This window comes from Streptomyces sp. NPDC096310 (genome assembly GCF_044763125.1).
Lineage (GTDB): Bacteria > Actinomycetota > Actinomycetes > Streptomycetales > Streptomycetaceae > Streptomyces.
Map to the genome: position 1 here is coordinate 42,379 of NZ_JBIWFO010000016.1, position 19,067 is coordinate 61,445.

The following is a 19,067-nucleotide window of genomic DNA, read 5'->3' on the forward strand; positions in this document are numbered from 1 at the left end:
CGGTGCGGGGGCCGCGGGGGCGGGCGGTCGGGGGGGGGGGCGTGGGGGGGGGGGGGGGGGGGGGGGGGGGCCCCCCCCCCCCCCCCCCCGGCGCGGGTCCACCGGGAAGGACACCGGGCGGACACCGAGGGATCAGCCGAAGACGGCGAGGCTCTTCGCCTTGCCGTGCTGCTCCTCCACGAGCGCCAGGAAGCGGCCCTGCGGGCCGAAGACGGCGACCGGCCCCGTGCCGTACGCGGGCATGTCGAGCCGTACGCCGTTGAGCAGGAGCCCCGCGCGCCTCTCGTCCACGTCCCAGCGCGCGAACGCCGCGGCGGCGGCCTCCGCGACGGGCATGACGGTCAGCTCCTCCTGGAGCTGGTCGAGGGTGCGCGCGCCGTCCAGCGCGTACGGGCCCACCCGGGTCCGGCGCAGCGCCGTGAGGTGGCCGCCCACCCCGAGCCCGGCGCCGAGGTCGCGGGCGAGGGCGCGGATGTACGTGCCCGAGGAGCAGACCACGGAGACGACCAGGTCGAGGACCGGAGTGCCGTCTTCCGCGACCGCTTCGCGGACGTCGTAGAGCCGGAAGGAGGAGACGGTCACCGGCCGGGCCGGGATCTCGAACTCCTCGCCGCCGCGGACCCGCGCGTACGACCGCTTGCCGTCGATCTTGATGGCGCTGACCTTGGACGGTACCTGCATGATCGCGCCGGTGAGGGCGGCGATCCCGGCGTCGATGGCCTCGCGCTTCACGGTGGAGGCGTCGGTGGCGGAGGTGATCTCCCCCTCCGCGTCGTCCGTGACGGTGTCCTGGCCGAGCCGGATCGTACCGAGGTACTCCTTCTCGGTCAGCGCGAGGTGGCCGAGGAGCTTCGTGGCACGCTCCACGCCGAGGACGAGGACGCCGGTCGCCATCGGGTCGAGGGTGCCGGCATGGCCGACCCGTCGGGTCCTGGCGATGCCTCGCATCTTGGCGACGACGTCGTGCGAGGTGAAGCCCGACGGCTTGTCCACGATGATCAGGCCGTCGGGCGTCTTGGTCTGCTGAGTCATTCCGCGGCGGCGCCGTTCGTGTCGCCGCCCGCGTCGCGGTTCGTACTCCCGCCCGTACCGCCGTTCGTACGGCCGTCGACGTCGCTTCCTGACCCGCCCTCGGCCCCGTCGTCGGCGTCGTCGTCGGCCTTTCGGTACGGGTCGGCCCCGGCCGCGTAGGTCTTGCCGGTCGACACGTTCCGTACCTCGGCGTCCTTGGCGCGCGCCTTGTCGAGGAGGTCCTCGATGGTGCGCGCGTTGTCCGGGAGCGCGTCGGGGACGAACGCCAGCGTCGGGGTGAAGCGGACGCCGGTCTGGCGGCCCACCTCGGAGCGGAGGACGCCCTTGGCGCTCTCCAGCGCCGCCGCGGAGGCCGCGCGCTCCTCGTCGTCGCCGTAGACCGTGTAGAAGACCGTGGCCTCCCGCAGGTCGCCGGTGACGCGGGCGTCCGTGATGGTCACGAAGCCGAGTCGCGGGTCCTTGATACGCCGGTCCAGGGTCTCCGCGACCACGACCTGGATGCGATCGGCCAGCTTGCGGGCCCGCGCGTTGTCGGTCACCGGTCCGTCACTCTTCCTTCTGGGATTCTTGCTGGTTCTCTTGCTGGTCTGCCCGGCCGGGTGTCCGGTGCCGGGCCCGCGCCGTGCGGCGCACCGTACGGGGCGTACGACGCCTTCCGCGCGGGTCATTCCTCGTCGTCACCGTGGAGCCGGCGCCGTACCGACAGCAGCTCCACCTCGGGCCGGCCGGCGACCATCCGTTCGCACCGGTCGAGCACTTCGGTGAGATGCCCCCAGTCGCCGGAGACCACCGCCAGGCCGATCTGGGCCCTGCGATGGAGGTCCTGGTCTCCGGTCTCCGCCACACTGACCGCGAATTTCCGCTGCAGCTCGGCAACGATCGGCCGGACGACGGAGCGTTTCTCCTTCAACGACCGTACGTCGCCGAGAAGCAGATCGAAGGACAGTGTCCCCACATACATGTATGTCCGGATGTCCCGCCGGTACGGGTTCGACAGGCCCCGCCGACACTTGGCAGGGACACAAGAACCGTACACGGAACGGCCGGGGCCGATCGACGGAAATACGTCCCGTCGACCGGCCCCGGACCGGCTGCCGCACGTCAGCCGCGCGGCTTCTCCCGCATCTCGTACGTCGCGATGACGTCGTCGATCTTGATGTCGTTGAAGTTTCCGAGGTTGATACCACCCTCGAAGCCTTCGCGGATCTCGGTGACATCGTCCTTGAAGCGGCGCAGACCCTGGATGTTGAGGTCCTCCGCGATGACCTTGCCGTCGCGGATGAGCCGGGCCTTGGTGTTGCGCTTGACCTCGCCGGAGCGGATGAGAACACCCGCGATGTTGCCCAGCTTGGACGAGCGGAAGATCTCGCGGATCTCCGCCGTGCCGAGCTCGACCTCTTCGTACTCCGGCTTGAGCATGCCCTTGAGGGCCGCTTCGATCTCCTCGATCGCCTGGTAGATGACCGAGTAGTAGCGGACGTCCACGCCTTCGCGGTCGGCCATCTGCGCGGCGCGCCCCGCGGCGCGCACGTTGAAGCCGATCACGATGGCGTCGGAGCCCATGGCCAGGTCGATGTCGGACTCCGTGACCGCACCCACACCGCGGTGCAGGACCCGGATGTCGACCTCTTCGCCGACGTCGAGCTGGAGCAGCGAGGACTCGAGGGCCTCCACCGAACCGGACGCGTCGCCCTTGATGATGAGGTTGAGTTCCTGCACCAGGCCGGCCTTGAGGGCCTCGTCCAGGTTCTCCAGGGAGAACCGGACACCCCTGCGGGCGAAGGCCGCGTTCCGCTCGCGGGCGGCGCGCTTCTCCGCGATCTGCCGGGCGGTGCGGTCCTCGTCGACGACGAGGAAGTTGTCGCCGGCACCGGGGACGTTGGTGAGACCCAGGACCAGGACGGGCGTCGAAGGCGTCGCCACGTCGACGTTGTTGCCGTTGTCGTCGAGCATCGCCCGGACACGGCCGTACGCGTCACCGGCGACCATCGTGTCACCTACGCGCAGCGTGCCGCGCTGGACGAGCACGGTGGCGACGGCGCCGCGACCGCGGTCGAGGTGGGCCTCGATGGCGATACCCTGCGCGTCCTGCTCCGGGTTGGCCCGCAGGTCGAGCGAGGCGTCCGCGGTGAGGACCACGGCCTCCAGCAGGCTGTCGATGTTCAGTCCCTGCTTGGCGGAGATGTCGACGAACATGGTGTCGCCGCCGTACTCCTCGGCCACCAGACCGAACTCGGTGAGCTGACCGCGCACCTTGGTCGGGTCGGCGCCCTCGACATCGATCTTGTTGACCGCGACCACGATCGGCACGTCGGCCGCCTTGGCGTGGTTCAGCGCCTCGATCGTCTGGGGCATCACACCGTCGTTGGCCGCGACCACGAGGATCGCGATGTCGGTGGACTTCGCACCACGGGCACGCATGGCGGTGAACGCCTCGTGACCCGGGGTGTCGATGAAGGTGATCTTGCGCTCTTCACCGTTGACGTCCGTCGCGACCTGGTACGCACCGATGTGCTGCGTGATCCCGCCGGCCTCGCCCGCGACGACGTTCGTCTTGCGGATCGCGTCGAGCAGCCGGGTCTTACCGTGGTCGACGTGACCCATGACGGTGACGACCGGCGGACGGGACACGAGCGCTTCCTCGCCGCCCTCGTCCTCGCCGAACTCGATGTCGAAGGACTCGAGCAGCTCGCGGTCCTCCTCCTCGGGGCTGACGATCTCGATGACGTAGTTCATCTCGCCGGCGAGGACCTGAAGGGTCTCGTCGGAGACGGACTGCGTGGCCGTGACCATCTCGCCGAGGTTCATCATCACGGCGACGAGCGACGCCGGGTTGGCGTTGATCTTCTCCGCGAAGTCGGTGAGCGACGCACCGCGCGAGAGCCGGACCGTCTGGCCCTGGCCCTGCGGCAGCATCACGCCGCCTACCGACGGGGCCTGCATGGCCTCGTACTCCTGGCGCCTCTGCCGCTTCGACTTGCGGCCTCGACGGGCGGGCCCGCCGGGGCGGCCGAACGCGCCCTGTGTGCCACCACGACCACCGGGACCACCCGGACGACCGCCGAAGCCGGGACGGCCACCGCCGCCACCGAAGCCACCGCCACCGGGACGACCCGGGGCACCGCCACCGCCACCGGGACGACCGGCGAAACCGCCACCGCCGCCACCGGGACGACCGGCGAAACCGCCACCGCCACCGGGACGACCGCCACCGCCGCCACCCGGGCGACCGGGGCCGCCGGGACCGCGGCCACCGCCGGGGCCACCACCGGGACGCGGGCCGGCAGCGGGACGCTGCGGCATCATGCCCGGGTTCGGACGGTTACCACCGGGGCCACCGCCGGGACCCGCGGCGCGCGGGGCCTGCGGACGCGGCATGCCGCCCGGGGTCGGACGGCCACCGGTCTGTCCACCGGGGCCGGCCTGCGGCCGGGGACCGCCCTGACCGGCGCCCTGCGGGCGCGGGCCGCCGGGGGCACCGGGGCCGCCGGGACGCGGGGCGCCGCCGGGACGGGGCGCCTGCGGGCGCGCCATGCCGGTGGAGCCGCCGGACGTGAAGGGGTTGTTACCCGGACGCGGGCCCGCGGGGCGGGCGCCGGGACGCGGGGCCTGGCCTGGACGCGCGCCGCCGGGGCGGCCGCCTTGGCGCTGCTCGCCGCGCTGGTCACCCTGACGGTCGCCCTGGCGCTGGTCTCCCTGACCGCCCGCGGGGCGGTTGGAAGGACGCGGGCCGGGCGTGGCACCGGGCCGAGGACCGGCGGCCGGGGCCGACGGGGGCGCGGTGAACTCCGGAGCCGCCGGAGCGGCGGGCGCCGGACGGGCCGGGGGCCGCGGGGCGGCCGGAGCCGGACGCGGGCCGGGGCTCGGCGCGGGAGAGGGGGCGCTGCTCCTGGGAGCCTCGGCGGCGGCCGGCTTGGGGGCCGGGACACCGGGCTTGGGGGCAGCGGGACGTGCCGCCTGGGCCGGGGAGGCCGGAGACGGGGGGGTGGGCCTTGCGGGGGTCGCCCTGCGGGGCGCCCCGGGCTTGGCAGCGGACTTGCCGGCGTTGCCGCCGGGCCCCTGCAAAGCGTCAGTCAATTTGCGCACGACCGGCGCCTCGATCGTCGAGGACGCCGAACGGACGAATTCACCGAGTTCTTGGAGCTTGGCCATGACGACCTTGCTCTCCACGCCGAACTCCTTGGCGAGTTCGTATACCCGGACCTTAGCCACTTCGCTCCTTTTAGGTCCGGGTTACCGCCGGACCCTCGCTACTTCATGGGCGTACTCATCGCGTACTCATCGAGTGCTCATCGCAATCTCGACCTACTTCCAACTCGCGAGGTACCTGAACCGCACGGGGTCCCGTGCCGTACTTCTTCTTACAGTGCCGACCGCTCGACATACCGGCGCAGTTCCGTGCTGTCGAGCGGCCCCTGGACCTTGAAGGCCCTGGAGAACGCCCGGCGGCGGATCGCCAGGTCGAGACAGATCAAGGCGGGATGCGTGTACGCACCCCGGCCGGGCAGCGTACCGCGTTGATCGGGAACACATTGTTCACCCATCGCCACGATGCGCAGCAGATCGCTCTTGGCCGCTCGCTTCCGACAGCCCACGCAGGTTCGCTCAGGGCAGGGTCGGTCGGTCGTCCGGCCAGACACGTTCAAGTCTACCTCCCCGCGCCGACCTCACCCCTTTGGGGCAACGTTCGAACGCTGACGTACGCAAAAGGGCGTGACGGTGTACGGCGGGATCGCACCGCCGTACACCCGGAAGATCACACCCGGATCGTTACCGATGGGTATCAGCCGCGCTCGCGATCCCTGCTCCGGTCGCCGCCGCGCGCCGCGCCGCGTTCGCCGCCCCGTACCCCGTCACGGGGCCGGTCGTCGCCACGGGGACGGTCGTCGCCACGTTCGCCGCCGTTGTCGTCCGGCTGCTCCGTGTCGGGACGGATGTCGATGCGCCAGCCGGTGAGCCGCGCGGCGAGCCTGGCGTTCTGCCCTTCCTTGCCGATGGCCAACGAGAGCTGGTAGTCCGGCACGGTCACCCGCGCGGACCTGGCGCCCAGGTCAACGACCTCGACCTTGCTGACCCGGGCGGGCGAGAGCGCGTTGGCCACCATCTCGGCCGGGTCGTCCGACCAGTCGACGATGTCGATCTTCTCGCCGAGCAGCTCGGCCATGACATTGCGCACACGGGCGCCCATCGGGCCGATGCAGGCGCCCTTGGCATTGAGACCGGAACGTGTCGAACGCACGGCGATCTTGGTGCGGTGGCCGGCCTCGCGGGCGATCGCCGTGATCTCCACGGAACCGTCCGCGATCTCCGGAACCTCCAGCGCGAAGAGCTTCTTGACCAGATTGGGGTGGGTACGGGAGAGCGTCACCGAGGGGCCCCGTACGCCGCGGGCCACGCGGACCACGTACGTACGCAGCCGCAGCCCGTGGGTGTACTCCTCGCCCGGCACCTGCTCCTGCACCGGGAGGATGGCCTCAAGCTTGTCGTCCAGCTTGACGAGGACGTTCTTGGGGTCCTTGCCCTGCTGCACCATGCCGGCGACGACGTCGCCCTCACGGCGCGCGTACTCGCCGAAGGTGACGTCGTTCTCGGCGTCGCGCAGCCGCTGCTGGATGACCTGGCGCGCGGTGGTGGCGGCGATCCGGCCGAAGTCCGACGGCGTGTCGTCGAACTCCTTCGGCTCCTGGCCCTCCTCCAGATCGGCCGGGTCCTCCTTGGCCCAGACCGTGACGTGGCCGGTCTCGCGGCTGAGGACGACGCGGGCGCGCCGGTGGCTGCCGTCCGTGCGGTGGTAGGCGATGAGGAGGGCGGATTCGATCGCCTCGACCAGCAGATCGAAGGGGATCTCCTTCTCTTGTGCCAAGCCCTTCAGGAGCTTCACATCGATGTCCACGGCTACGCCTCCTCTTCCTTCTTGTCCTTGCGGTTGAACTCGATCTCGACGCGTGCCTTGGCGATCTGCGTGAACTCGACGCGGCGGGCGGTGGGCTTGCGCCCCTTCACGCCCGGCACTTCGAGGTCGAGTCCCTCGTCGTCCACGGCGAGGATGCGCGCGACCACTTCGCCGCCCTCGTGGAGCTGGATCCGGGCCAGCCGGCCGACGGCGCGCAGGTAGTGGCGCTGCTCGGTCAGCGGGCGTTCCGCTCCAGGGGAGGTGACTTCGAGCTGGTATTCGTCCTCGCCCATCGCGTCCGTCTCATCGAGTTTCTCGGAGATGGAGCGGCTCAGCTCGGCGCACTCGTCGAGGTCCACGCCCTCGTCGGAGTCGACCACGATTCTCAGCACACGACGCCTGCCGGCCCGGGACACTTCGATCTCTTCGAGATCCAGGTCCTTGGCGCTGACGAGCGGTTCCAGCAGTCCGCGCAGCCTTTCGCTCTGGGTGGTGCTCATCCGGGTGACTCCTCGGCCGCGTGTGCTGTTGTGGGATCGTCGCGTGTCAGATCAGTCGTGTGTCGGATCAAAGGGTATCCGGTCCCAAGGGGTGTTGCCGTCCACCCGAGGGTGACCCGCGGGTACGCTCGCCAGCGTTGATCATGGAGATCTTCACGAGCCCGAGGAGAGACGCGTGGGGCGCACGGGGACGACACGGAGGCATGCCCTCTTGGCCACGGGCGCCGCGACGGCCGGTCTGCTGACCGCCGCGTGCTCCTCGTCGGACCCGGCGGGCGGGCAGGTCTCCGGAGGACCGGACGGTGCCGCGGCGCGGGCGGCGCACGTGGAGAAGGCGCTGCGGCGGCGGTCGGCGGAGACCAACCGGGCGCTGCTCGCGCGGTACGACGCGGTACGGGAGCGCCATCCGGGACAGGAGGCGCGGCTGGCCCCGCTGCGCGCCGCGGTCGCGCGGCAGATCACGGTGTTGACGCCCGAGGCCGGCAAGGAGGAGGCACCGAAGGCGTCCTCCGCACCGTACGGGGCGGAGGACGGCGCGTCGGGGGACGCGGCTGGCGGCGCGGCGCGCGGGGCGGTGAGCGGCACGGAGAGGGGCGCGGCGCGTGCCCCGGAAAAACCTTCCGCCACGTCCGGCTCACCTGACTCGCGTGACTTGTCTGACTCATCCGGCGCCTCCGACTCACCCAGCTCTCCCGGCTCACCCGGCTCATCGGCAAGGGCTGGCGCACCAGGGTCATCCGCCACTCCTGCCTCCACCACCACCGCCGACGCCACGGTCACCGCTGTTCCCCACGTGTCTGCCGACTCCACAGCGGCGCTCAAGGAGTTGGCCGCCGCGGAGCTCCGTACCTGCGACGCGCACACCGCCACCCTGATGGAGGCGCCCCCGGAACTCGCCCGGCTGCTGGCCTCCCTCGCCGCGGCGAGCGCGGGCCACGCCTATCTGCTGACGGAAGGAGCCCGTCCGTGACCACTCGTGCGCTGGAAGCCGCGCAGGCCGTACTCGCCGCGGAGCACGCCGCTGTCTACGGCTACGGAGTCGTCGGCGGACGCGTCGACCGCGCGCGCCGTGCCGAGGCCACCGCCGCGTACACCGCGCACCGTGCCCGGCGTGACGCGCTGGCGCGCACCGTACGTGACATGGGCGGCAGGCCCGCCGTCGCGGCGGCCGCGTACGCCCTGCCCTTCGACGTGCCGGACGGCGCCGCGGCCGAACGGCTCGCCGCCGAGCTGGAGGACCGGATCGCGGGCGTCTACTCGGATCTCGTGAGGGCCTCGGAGGGGCCCTTGCGGCGCGAGGCGGCGGGGGCGCTGCGCGAGGCGGCGGTACGTGCCGTGCGCTGGCGCGGGAGCGGCGTAGCCTTTCCTGGGCTCGCCGAGAGAGCGTGAGCCCTGCACGTCCCCCATGGCTCCGAAAGGGATCTACGCGCGTATGGGTTTCGAACCGCCGCAGCGTCTGGCGCGCACGCTCGGCGAGCTGACCGGGGACACCGCCGCGGCCGCGTGGCTCGGGCGCCTTCCCGCGCTCACGGCGGAGGCTGTCGCGCGGCGAGGCCTTGTAGTGGAGCGGGTGATCGCGCCGGGCGGCGGGAGCGGGCTGGTGCTGCTCGTACGGCGGTCCGACGGCTCCCCAGCCACGCTCAAGCTCGCGCCGCCGTTCGCGGCCCCGGCGCTGGAACGGGCGGCGCTGGCGCACTGGCAGGGGTGGGGGGCGGTCCGGCTTCTCGACGCCGCAGAGGGCGCGACGTGCGGCGCGGACGGCGACGTACGGGGCGCCGTGCCGGGCGACGGAGGTGTCGCGGCGGAGGCGGAGGACGGTGCGGACGGTGCGCTGCTCCTGGAGCGTCTGCACCCAGAGATGTCGCTGCGCTCCCTGCCGGAGGCCAAGGCGCTGCTCGAAGCGGCGGGGACGGTGCGCCGGCTGTGGGTCGAGCCTCCTGTGGGTCATGGCTTCGGCACGGTGGCCGGGCGGACCGCCGCCGAGGCGGTGCGACTGCGCGCGTCGTCCGACGAGGACCTCGCGCCGCTCGTCACCGCCGCGCTGGCCGCGCGCGACGAACTGTGCGCCACGTCCCCCGAGGAACTGCTGCTGCACGGCGCGTTCCGTCAGGGCAAGGTGCTGGCGGGCGACCGCGCGCCCTGGCTGGCGGTCGGCCCCGAGCCCGTCGTCGGCGAGCGCGCCTACGATCTGGCGCGGCTGGCGCGGGACCGCGTGGAGGACCTTGTGGCGGCCTCGTCAGGCGCCTCGTCGGCGCGCCGACGTGTCAACCGGCTGGCAGACTCCCTGGATCTGAACCGGGAGCGGCTGCGCGGCTGGACGCTCTTCCGTGCGGTCGAGTCGGCCACGCGCGCCCTGGCCGCGGGCCGCCGCCAGAGCGCGGAGTCGCTGCTGGAGTTCGCGGGCTGGCTCTGAGCCGCCCGATGGCGGCGAGGCCGGCCGCGACACTGCCGCCGCGCGCGGCGCACGCACCGTATAGGGCGAGGGCCGCCCTATAGCGGCCCGTACCTGGCCGCTCCCCGCCCCGTACACAGCCGTGCTGCGCGCCGTACGGGGCGGAAGCCGGGCCCGTACGGCGCGCAGCACGCGTTAAGCGGTGACGTATCTCAGGCCGTCAGGCGGGCGATCGCCTCCGCGACCGTCAGCTCCTCGCGCTCCCCCGTGCGGCGGTCCTTCAGCTCCACGACGCCCTCCGCGGAGCGGCGGCCCGCCACCAGAATGTACGGGACACCGATCAGCTCGGCATCGGTGAACTTCACGCCCGGGGAGACCCCGGGCCGCTCGTCCACCAGGACGCGCAGTCCGGCCGCCGAAAGCTGCTCGGAGACGTCCAGCGCCAGCTCCGTCTGGAGCGCCTTGCCCGCCGCCACGACATGGACGTCGGCCGGGGCGATCTCCCTGGGCCAACACAGGCCCTTCGCGTCGGCGCTCTGCTCGGCCAGGGCGGCCACGGCGCGCGACACGCCGATGCCATAGGAGCCCATGGTCACGCGCACCGGCTTGCCCTGCTGGCCCAGCACGTCGAGCTGGAAGGTGTCGGCGTACTTGCGGCCGAGCTGGAAGATGTGGCCGATCTCGATCGCACGGTCCAGCTTGAGGCCGGAGCCGCAGGAGGGGCAGGGGTCGCCCTCCTCGACGACGACGACGTCCAGGTACTGGTCGACCTCGAAGTCGCGGCCCGCGACAACGTTGCGCGCGTGGGTGTCGGGCTTGTTGGCGCCGGTGACCCACGCCGTACCGGCGGCGACGCGCGGGTCGGCGATGTAGCGGATCTTGAGGCCCTGGGGGCCCACGTAGCCGCGTACGAGCTCCGGCCGGTCCACGAAGTCCTCGGCCGTCACCAGCTCCACGACGGCGGGCGCCAGATGCTCGCCGAGCTTGCCGAGGTCCACCTCGCGGTCGCCGGGGACGCCGACCGCGGTGATCTCGCCGTCGACCTTGACCAGCAGGTTCTTCAGGGTGGCGGAGGCCGGCACGCCGAGGTGGGCGGCGAGCGTCTCGATGGTCGGGGTGTCGGGGGTGTCCAGTTCCTCGACGGGGCCGTGCTCGACGGGCTCCGCCGCCGGGGCGGTGAAGGTGACGGCCTCCGTGTTCGCGGCGTAGTCGCAGGCCGGGCAGTCGACGAAGGTGTCCTCGCCCGCCGCGGCGGGCGCCAGGAACTCCTCGGACGCTGAGCCGCCCATCGCGCCGGAGACCGCCGAGACGATGCGGAAGTCGAGCCCGATCCTGGCGAAGATCTTCTGGTAGGCGGCACGGTGCAGCGCGTACGACTCGGCCAGGCCCTCGTCCGTGGTGTCGAAGGAGTACGAGTCCTTCATCTGGAACTCACGGCCGCGCAGTACACCCGAGCGCGGACGCGCCTCGTCGCGGTACTTCGTCTGGATCTGGTAGAGCATCACCGGCAGGTCCTTGTAGGACGTGCACTGGTCCTTGACGACCTGAGTGAAGATCTCCTCGTGCGTGGGGCCCAGCAGGTAGTCCGCACCCTTGCGGTCCTTGAGGCGGAACAGCAGGTCGCCGTACTCCTCCCAGCGTCCGCTCGCCTCGTACGGCTCACGGGGCAGCAGCGCGGGCAGCAGCACTTCCTGCGCTCCGATGGCGTCCATCTCCTCGCGGACGACGCGCGAGATGTTGTCGAGGACCTTCTTGCCGAGCGGCAGCCAGCTCCAGATGCCGGCGGACGTACGGCGGACGTACCCGGCGCGGACGAGCAGCTTGTGGCTGAGGGTCTCGGCGTCCGCCGGGTCGTCGCGCAAGGTCTTGACCATCAACCGGGACATGCGCTGGACCTGGGACATGGGGAGCACTCCTGCGTTCTGCTTCTCTCGGGTGTTGCCAGGAGGTTAGCCGGGGTCCGCCAGCGGGCGGAAATCAGTATCTGCGCCGCGCCGTGCCGCGCAGCGGGAGCGGGGCTCCCATCACGGCGTACGGCTTGGGCGCGCTGGGGAAGTGGACCCGGCGGGCGAGGTCCTCGTAACCGAGGGTCCGGTACAGCCTGCGGGCGGGGCTCTCGATGTCGATGGCGGACAGGATCGACCGCGGCTGCGCGGCGGTGTCCGTGATGGCGGTGATCAGGGTGCGGCCGATGCCGCGTGCCTGGAACTCGGGGTGCACATGGAGCTCGGTGATCACGAAGGAGTCGTCGAGCCAGCCGTCGGAGCCACTGGCGCGCAGATAGGGCTCGACGATCGTGGACCACCAGTGGGCGCGGTCGTTGGGCATGCCGTACACGAACCCGACGAGCCGCCCTGACGCGGTGGTGGCGCCGAGCGCGCGGCAGCCGCGGTGCAGCACGTGCCGGAGCACGATGTGGCGCCGTACGCCGACCTCGTCGTCGCTGAGGCCGAAGGCGAGGGCCTGTACGGCGAGCGCCTCGTCGACGCGCGCGGCGAGATCGAGAGGCCCTACCTGTACGTCGGGGGTACGGGGGGCGCCCCCGGGGATGCTCGGCATGGCCGAACCTTACTTTCAGAAGAGCACGCTCATGAAGGCGCCCACTTCGTGGAAGCCGACGCGCCGGTAGGCGGCTCTGGCGGGGGCGTTGTAGTCGTTCACATAGAGGCTCACTGTGGGCGCGACATCGGCGAGCGCGTACCGTACGACGGCCGCCATGCCGGACTCGGAGAGGCCCCGTCCGCGGAACTCGGGGTCCACCCACACGCCCTGGACCTGGCAGGCCTGCGGGGTGGCCGCGCCGATCTCGGCCTTGAAGAGGACTCTGCCGTCCTCTATGCGTGCGAACGAGCGCCCCGATCCGACGAGTTCGGCGACGCGCGCCTGGTAGAGCAGTCCGCCGTCGCCGGCGAGCGGGGAGACGCCGACCTCCTCGGTGAACATGGCCACACAGGCGGGCATGATCACTTCGAGTTCGTCCTTGCGGATGCGGCGTACGAAGGGATCGGGCGCGACGCGGGCGGCGAGTTCCTCGGTGACCATCAGCGGCTGGTTCGCGCGGACCTCGCGGGCGGGGCCCCAGTTCGGCTCCAGAAGGCGCCACAGCTCGGCGGTGGGCCCGGCGGGGCCGACGATGGAGGAACAGCGGCGGCCGGTCCTGCGGGCGCGGTCGGCGAAAGCACGGACGGCCTCGGGGGTGGCACAGATCGGGACGAGATTGGCTCCGGCGTAGCAGAGCGAGCGGAGCCGGCCGTCCGCGTACCAGCCCCACATCTCGCCGCCGAGGCGCCAGGGGTCGAGTCCGGCGACCTGAACGCGGGACGTGACGAATGCGTTGGCGACGGGCTCGCTCTCCAGGATGGCGAGCGCGGCGCCGAGTTCACTGGGTTCGAGGACCCGGGTGGTGGTCTGCGTCAACACGAGGGGGCCTCACCATACGTATGCCGATCTCCGCACTGTACCCGGCGGCCCTGTGACGCGCCGCCCGCATGCGCGGACAAGCTCTGTGGACCGCGGGCCTCGCCCCGTACGCCGCGCCCGTGCACGGGGCGCCGTGCGCGGGGCGCGGCGTACGGGGCGGTGCGGGGCCGGTAGGAGGCGGTGCGCGGGCCATACGGAGCTACGCGGACCGGGCGGCGTACGGGCGGGGCTGGCGCGGCGTACGGGGCGGCGGGCAGCGCGCGGTGTACGCGGCCGCCTCCGTACGCAGCAGAGCCAGCCAGGGGCCGGAGCGCCCACGCCCCGTACGGCGCAGCCTCGACGCTCCGTATGCCACGTCCGTAACAGCCATAGTCCCCGCGACCGACGTCCGAGGGACGGGGCCGCGGGACCACCCACGCATGGCTCCGCGCGAGCAGCCGCAGTGGCCGCGCGCCGCCCTGAGCGCGGTCAGCTCACCGAGACCTCGGGCTCGCCCGAGGCGATGCCCTCCTTCTCCATCTGCTCAGCGATCTTCATGGCCTCGTCGATCAGGGTCTCCACGATCTTCGACTCGGGGACGGTCTTGATGACCTCGCCCTTGACGAAGATCTGTCCCTTGCCGTTGCCCGACGCCACTCCGAGATCGGCCTCACGGGCCTCGCCCGGGCCGTTCACCACACAGCCCATGACCGCGACCCGCAGCGGGACCTCCATGCCCTCCAGCCCCGCCGAGACCTCGTCCGCGAGCTTGTACACATCCACCTGCGCCCGCCCGCAGGACGGGCACGACACGATCTCCAGGCGCCGCTGCCGCAGGTTCAGCGACTCCAGAATCTGGATGCCGACCTTGACCTCCTCTGCGGGAGGAGCCGACAGCGACACGCGGATCGTGTCCCCGATCCCCTCCGACAACAGTGCACCGAACGCCACCGCGGACTTGATGGTGCCCTGGAACGCCGGACCGGCCTCCGTCACCCCCAGGTGCAGCGGGTAGTCGGACTGCGCGGCGAGCTGCCGGTAGGCGTTGACCATGACCACCGGGTCGTTGTGCTTCACCGAGATCTTGATGTCACGGAAACCGTGCTCCTCGAAGAGCGACGCCTCCCACAGCGCCGACTCGACCAGCGCCTCCGGCGTCGCCTTCCCGTACTTCGCCAGCAGCCGCGCGTCCAGCGACCCGGCGTTCACCCCGATACGGATCGGCGTTCCCGCGTCGCCCGCGGCCCGCGCGATCTCCCGCACCTTGTCGTCGAACTGCTTGATGTTCCCCGGATTCACCCGTACCGCCGCACATCCCGCGTCAATCGCCGCGAACACATACTTCGGCTGGAAATGAATATCCGCGATCACCGGAATCTGCGACTTCCGCGCAATCACGGCCAACGCGTCGGCGTCGTCCTGCGTCGGACAAGCCACCCGTACAATCTGGCACCCGGACGCCGTCAACTCGGCGATCTGCTGCAGCGTCGCACCGATGTCCGACGTACGCGTCGTCGTCATCGACTGCACCGACACCGGCGCATCCCCGCCAACCGCCACCGACCCGACCTGGATCTGACGGCTGACCCTTCGATCGGCGAGCTTCGTCGGAACGGACGGCATTCCGAGAGAAATTGCGGTCATCTGCTGAGCAACCCCAAGGTATGGATCAAGGTCCCGAGATCGGCGGGCTCCAGCACCCGAGATTACGCCACCGCGTGCCACACCGGCACATCCTCGCGAAAAGTCCACCCAAAGGTAAGCGGCCGGACACAAACAGTGTCCGGCCGCCGTAAATCGGCTGATATCAACTGATTCTGACGGGGTTGAAGACGTCGGCGACCAGGACGAGCAGGGTGAAGCAGATGAAGACCCCGGCCACGACGTAGGCGACCGGCATCAGCCTCGCCACGTCGAAGGGGCCCGGGTCGGGCCGCTTGAACAGCCGTGCGACCCTGCGCCGCGCCGCCTCCCAGAGCGCGCCCGCGATATGGCCGCCGTCGAGGGGCAGCAGGGGCAGCATGTTGAAGAGGAAGAGCGAGAGGTTGAAGCCGGCGAGCAGGAACAGCATCATCGCGATCTGGTTCTGCGCCGGGATGTCGAGCGTCAGCACCTCGCCGCCGATCCGTGCCGCGCCGACCACGCCCACCGGCGAGTCGTCCTTGCGCGGGCCGTCGCCGAAGGCGGCGCTCCACAGGTCAGGGATCTTGGACGGCAGCGCGATGATCGACTCGACGCCGTTCCCGATCATGTCACCCATCCGGTCCACGGACTCGGTGAAGGTGAGCGGCAGGATCTCCGTGGACGCGGCGAACCCCAGGTAGCCGGCGGGGACGTACTTGTCCGGGACGGCCTCCCCGTTGGAGTCCTTCGCGGCCACCATGTTCTTGGCGAGCGTGGCGTGCAGGACCCGCTCCGAACCGTCGCGCTGGACGGTGACGGTGGCGGGGCCGATCGTGCCGCGGATCAGGTTGGAGAGCGTGGTCCAGTCGTCGACGCGCTTGCCGTTGAAGGCGACGATCTTGTCGCCCTCCTTGAGGCCGGCCGCCTGGGCGGGCGAGACGGGGTCCCCCTTCTCGCACGAGTCCCGCTTGTCGCTCTGCGCGATCACGCACTTCTGGACCCCGGCCACAGTCGTGGTCTGCGTCTGGAATCCGAAGCCCATCGCGACACTGATGAAGATCACGGCGGCGAGTACGAGGTTCATGAAGGGACCGGCGAACATCACGATGACGCGTTTCCACGGCGCGCGCGTGTAGAAGAGGCGCTTCTCGTCGCCGGGCTCGAGTTCTTCGTAAGCGGCGGAGCGCGCGTCCTCTATCATCGCGCGCCACGGCGACGTGGAGCGCGCCTCGATGCGTCCGTCGGGCCCCGGCGGGAACATTCCGATCATACGAATGAAGCCGCCCATGGGGATCGCCTTGAGGCCGTACTCCGTGTCGCCCTTCTTACGTGACCAGATGGTCGGCCCGAAACCGACCATGTACTGGGGCACTCGGATACCGAAGAACTTGGCCGTGGAGAGGTGGCCGAGTTCGTGCCAGGCAATGGAGAAGAGCAGCCCGGCGAGGAACACCAGGATGCCGAGGACCGTCAACAGAATCGTCATGCGCGGGCCTCCGTCGGCTGTTCTTCGTTCGACTGACGTACGTCACTGAATGTCGCCGCTGTCTCACGGGCCCGGGCACGCGCCCAGGTCTCGGCTTCGAGGACGTCGGCGAGGGTGAGTGAGGTTCCCGCCCAACTGCCCTGCACCGTGCCCTCGTCCGCGCGGGCACGGGGCCAGTGGCGCTCCGCCTCCGCGACGACCGCGGTGACCGTCTCCATGATGCCGTTGAAGGGCAGGCGCCCCGCCAGGAAGGCGTCCACGCACTCCTCGTTCGCCGCGTTGAACACCGCCGGGGCCGTGCCGCCGAGCGTTCCCACATGCCGGGCGAGTCCGACAGAGGGGAACGCCTCACCGTCGAGCGGGAAGAACTCCCAGGTCGAAGCCTTGGTCCAGTCGAAAGCCGGCGCGGCGTCGGGCACCCTCTCGGGCCAGCCGAGGCCGACAGCGATCGGCCCGCGCATGTCGGGCGGGGTCGCCTGGGCCAGGGTCGAACCGTCCTTGAACTCCACCATCGAATGGACATACGACTGAGGGTGGACGACCACTTCAATGCGTTCGAAGGGGATGTCGTAGAGGAGATGCGCCTCGATCACTTCGAGACCTTTGTTCACGAGGGTCGCGGAGTTGACCGTGATCACCGGGCCCATGGCCCAGGTCGGGTGCGCAAGAGCGTCCTTGGGAGTGACGCCCGCCAGGTCGGCCTTCGTACGGCCTCGGAACGGGCCTCCTGAGGCCGTCACGACGAGCTTGCGCACATCGGCACGGGTTCCGGCGGCCAGCGCCTGGAAGAGCGCGGCGTGCTCGGAGTCGACGGGGATGATCTGACCGGGCTTGGCCAGAGCTTTGACCAGAGGGCCGCCGACGATCAGCGACTCCTTGTTGGCGAGGGCGAGCGTACGGCCCGCTGTCAGCGCGGCGAGGGTGGGGGCGAGCCCGATGGAGCCGGTGATGCCGTTCAGGACGGTGTGGCACTCCGAGGCGGCGAGTTCGGTGGCGGCGTCGGGGCCGGCGAGGATCTCGGGGAGCGGTTCGCCCGCCCCGTACCGCGCGCCGAGTGCCTCCCGGAGCGCGGATACGGCGCTCTCGCGTGCGACGGCCACGGTGCGGACCCGCAGCCGCCACGCCTGCTCGGCGAGGAGCGCCACGCGGCCGCCCGCGGCGGAGAGCGCGGTGACGCGGAAGCGGTCGGGATTGCGCAGGACCAGGTCGATGGCCTGCGTACCGATGGATCCGGTGGAGCCGAGGACGACAATGTCACGGCGGCCTTCGATCGGATCGAAGACGATGTGCGGATCGGCGAGAGGGGCTGGGCTGTCGCTCATGCCCCCATTCTTGCCTCATCCGCGAACGGGAAGGACAGCGCTCCCCCGTGGGTGCCCCCACGCGCCGGTCCCGCGCACTCCCCCGACCGGTCCCCACGAGGCCCGGCGGCGATTCCAGGCCCGTCTGCGCCGCGTCCCATGGCCCGCCCCGTACGTGGCCCCGTACGGCGCGCTCTGGCGGGGTCCGGGGCCCTTCTGCCGGCTCCTGCGGCCCGTGGGGCGCCGTATAGGGCGCGGACAGGGCCGCAGCCGCGAGAACGCGGGAGGCGGGCACGGTCATTCGGCGGCGGCGTGAAACTTCTCCCACTGCGCCTGGACGATCTCGTCGGGGACTCGCCCGATGTCCTCGCTGTCCGTGGTCTCGGCTCGGAACGAGAGGGTGCAGGCACCAATCCGTACGACGGTCAGGTATTCGTAGAGCTTCGCCTTCCCCTGTACGTCAAGGATCGTGAACCGGTACGCCACCGCGTCGTCCCCCAGGCCGGGCGCGTCGGCCGATTCCACGGAGAGATATCTCGCCCGCGCGAGGCCCCGGTCCTCCGTGAACCCGTCGGCGCACTGCCGCCCCGCCGCGCGCAGCGCCCCGAGCACACCGGCCGCACCGTGGGCGGCGTACGAGCGCAGTTGGACGGCGACGGTGCTGCCGTACGCCTCGTCGGTGTCCGCGAGCCCTCGGTTCACCTCGGCCTCGGGGACGTGCGGAGTGGCTCCCTTGGCCAGGCTGACGAGCGGCTGGCAGTCCACGGGCTCGGCAGAGTAGCGCTCACCGAGCGGCGCGCCGAGCCCGTAGGCAGAGGCGGTGTACCCGCCGATCCGCTCGCCGTCGGTGAAAGACGCCGCGGTGAGCCGTGCGCTGGTGAGGGGCGTGGGCGCGGGGCCGAGGATGGGGACGGAGAGCGCTGCCGCGGGCGCGGGCACCGTAGGCGTCACGCTCGCTCCGCCCTTCCCGTCGGCCTCGCCTCTCAGACTGCCCCCGCCCAACCTGCTCGCTGCGCTCGTCGCGGCGCCGGGGGCGCTGCCGCCGCTCCCGCCGCCGCCCGGTACGTCGCCCTGCGCCCCGTCGGCGCCGCACGCCGCCGTACACGTGGCGACGAGCACGGTGCCCACCACCGAGGCCACGAAGCGCCGTTGGCGCCGTTCCTTCTTCCCGCCCCGTTGACCGTCCCCGAACATTCCCCCACCCGTCCTGAGTTGACCGCGCCGAGCGCTGCACGCCGTACACGGACGACGGCGTCCTGACGGCCGCATTGTGCGCCTTGGGACGCATGAGGTCACGGATGGCCGGGAGCGCGGCGTTGCGGGAGGGGCGCTCCGTTCGGCACCGGGCGACGAGCCCGGTCAGGCGCGACTCGCCAACCACTCCTTCAACTCTGGCCCGTTGAGCCTCTCTCATTGACACACCTGCCGCGCGGCCCGATCC

18 protein-coding genes are annotated in these 19,067 nt (G+C 71.4%); 3 read left to right on the top strand and 15 right to left on the bottom strand.

Going from position 1 to position 19,067, the window contains the following annotated elements; translation table 11 throughout:
• Positions 1 to 132 precede the first annotated feature (132 nt).
• The 7 genes from truB to rimP all read right to left on the bottom strand — a co-directional run bounded on the left by truB (position 133) and on the right by rimP (position 7,425).
• Positions 133 to 1,032: a tRNA pseudouridine(55) synthase TruB gene (gene truB, locus ACIQ7D_RS25685; protein ID WP_403941260.1), complete on the bottom strand. Its 900-nt coding sequence runs from the start codon at positions 1,030 to 1,032 to the stop codon at positions 133 to 135.
• Positions 1,029 to 1,571, bottom strand: coding sequence for a 30S ribosome-binding factor RbfA (gene rbfA, locus ACIQ7D_RS25690; RefSeq protein ID WP_403941262.1), 543 nt, complete (start codon positions 1,569 to 1,571; stop codon positions 1,029 to 1,031). The genes truB and rbfA overlap by 4 nt, the downstream gene beginning before the upstream one ends.
• A 125-nt stretch (positions 1,572 to 1,696) precedes the next feature.
• Complete coding sequence (locus ACIQ7D_RS25695; RefSeq protein WP_403941264.1) at positions 1,697 to 1,993, bottom strand: DUF503 domain-containing protein; 297 nt, start codon at positions 1,991 to 1,993, stop codon at positions 1,697 to 1,699.
• Between the two features lie 140 nt (positions 1,994 to 2,133).
• Positions 2,134 to 5,244, bottom strand: coding sequence for a translation initiation factor IF-2 (infB, locus tag ACIQ7D_RS25700; protein ID WP_403941266.1), 3,111 nt, complete (start codon positions 5,242 to 5,244; stop codon positions 2,134 to 2,136).
• A 149-nt stretch (positions 5,245 to 5,393) separates the two neighbouring features.
• Complete coding sequence (locus ACIQ7D_RS25705; RefSeq protein ID WP_403941426.1) at positions 5,394 to 5,672, bottom strand: YlxR family protein; 279 nt, start codon at positions 5,670 to 5,672, stop codon at positions 5,394 to 5,396.
• 143 nt (positions 5,673 to 5,815) lie between these two features.
• Positions 5,816 to 6,925, bottom strand: a complete 1,110-nt coding sequence (gene nusA, locus ACIQ7D_RS25710) for a transcription termination factor NusA (protein WP_403941268.1) — start codon at positions 6,923 to 6,925, stop codon at positions 5,816 to 5,818.
• 2 nt (positions 6,926 to 6,927) lie between these two features.
• Positions 6,928 to 7,425, bottom strand: a complete 498-nt coding sequence (gene rimP / locus ACIQ7D_RS25715; RefSeq protein ID WP_403941270.1) for a ribosome maturation factor RimP — start codon at positions 7,423 to 7,425, stop codon at positions 6,928 to 6,930.
• 211 nt (positions 7,426 to 7,636) lie between these two features.
• Here rimP and ACIQ7D_RS25720 point away from each other — a divergent pair, with 211 nt between their 5' ends.
• From ACIQ7D_RS25720 to ACIQ7D_RS25730, 3 genes are read left to right on the top strand one after another with little or no spacing between them, the layout of a single operon-like run.
• Positions 7,637 to 8,395: a hypothetical protein gene (locus ACIQ7D_RS25720; protein WP_403941272.1), complete on the top strand. Its 759-nt coding sequence runs from the start codon at positions 7,637 to 7,639 to the stop codon at positions 8,393 to 8,395.
• The gene (locus ACIQ7D_RS25725; protein ID WP_403941274.1) at positions 8,392 to 8,814 is read left to right on the top strand and encodes a ferritin-like domain-containing protein; all 423 of its coding nucleotides are present in this window, start codon (positions 8,392 to 8,394) and stop codon (positions 8,812 to 8,814) included. The genes ACIQ7D_RS25720 and ACIQ7D_RS25725 overlap by 4 nt, the downstream gene beginning before the upstream one ends.
• 43 nt (positions 8,815 to 8,857) lie before the next feature.
• A complete protein-coding gene (locus ACIQ7D_RS25730) occupies positions 8,858 to 9,838 on the top strand; it encodes an aminoglycoside phosphotransferase family protein (RefSeq protein ID WP_403941276.1) in 981 nt (326 codons plus the stop codon).
• Positions 9,839 to 10,029: 191 nt separating this feature from the next.
• Here ACIQ7D_RS25730 and ACIQ7D_RS25735 read toward each other — a convergent pair whose 3' ends face one another.
• The 8 genes from ACIQ7D_RS25735 to ACIQ7D_RS25770 all read right to left on the bottom strand — a co-directional run bounded on the left by ACIQ7D_RS25735 (position 10,030) and on the right by ACIQ7D_RS25770 (position 18,820).
• Positions 10,030 to 11,721 (bottom strand): proline--tRNA ligase, encoded by a 1,692-nt coding sequence (locus ACIQ7D_RS25735; protein WP_403941278.1) that lies wholly within the window; start codon positions 11,719 to 11,721, stop codon positions 10,030 to 10,032.
• 73 nt (positions 11,722 to 11,794) lie between these two features.
• Positions 11,795 to 12,376, bottom strand: coding sequence for a GNAT family N-acetyltransferase (locus ACIQ7D_RS25740; protein ID WP_403941280.1), 582 nt, complete (start codon positions 12,374 to 12,376; stop codon positions 11,795 to 11,797).
• Positions 12,377 to 12,391: 15 nt separating this feature from the next.
• On the bottom strand, positions 12,392 to 13,237 hold the full coding sequence (locus tag ACIQ7D_RS25745; protein WP_403941281.1) for a GNAT family N-acetyltransferase: 846 nt from the start codon (positions 13,235 to 13,237) through the stop codon (positions 12,392 to 12,394).
• A 199-nt stretch (positions 13,238 to 13,436) separates the two neighbouring features.
• Positions 13,437 to 13,592, bottom strand: a complete 156-nt coding sequence (locus tag ACIQ7D_RS25750; protein ID WP_403941283.1) for a hypothetical protein — start codon at positions 13,590 to 13,592, stop codon at positions 13,437 to 13,439.
• A 113-nt stretch (positions 13,593 to 13,705) separates the two neighbouring features.
• Positions 13,706 to 14,860, bottom strand: coding sequence for a flavodoxin-dependent (E)-4-hydroxy-3-methylbut-2-enyl-diphosphate synthase (gene ispG / locus ACIQ7D_RS25755; RefSeq protein ID WP_403941428.1), 1,155 nt, complete (start codon positions 14,858 to 14,860; stop codon positions 13,706 to 13,708).
• 163 nt (positions 14,861 to 15,023) lie between these two features.
• A complete protein-coding gene (locus tag ACIQ7D_RS25760) occupies positions 15,024 to 16,325 on the bottom strand; it encodes a M50 family metallopeptidase (RefSeq protein WP_403941285.1) in 1,302 nt (433 codons plus the stop codon).
• Positions 16,322 to 17,647, bottom strand: a complete 1,326-nt coding sequence (dxr, locus tag ACIQ7D_RS25765; RefSeq protein WP_403941286.1) for a 1-deoxy-D-xylulose-5-phosphate reductoisomerase — start codon at positions 17,645 to 17,647, stop codon at positions 16,322 to 16,324. The genes ACIQ7D_RS25760 and dxr overlap by 4 nt, the downstream gene beginning before the upstream one ends.
• 276 nt (positions 17,648 to 17,923) lie before the next feature.
• On the bottom strand, positions 17,924 to 18,820 hold the full coding sequence (locus ACIQ7D_RS25770; protein ID WP_403941288.1) for a hypothetical protein: 897 nt from the start codon (positions 18,818 to 18,820) through the stop codon (positions 17,924 to 17,926).
• Positions 18,821 to 19,067 lie beyond the last annotated feature (247 nt).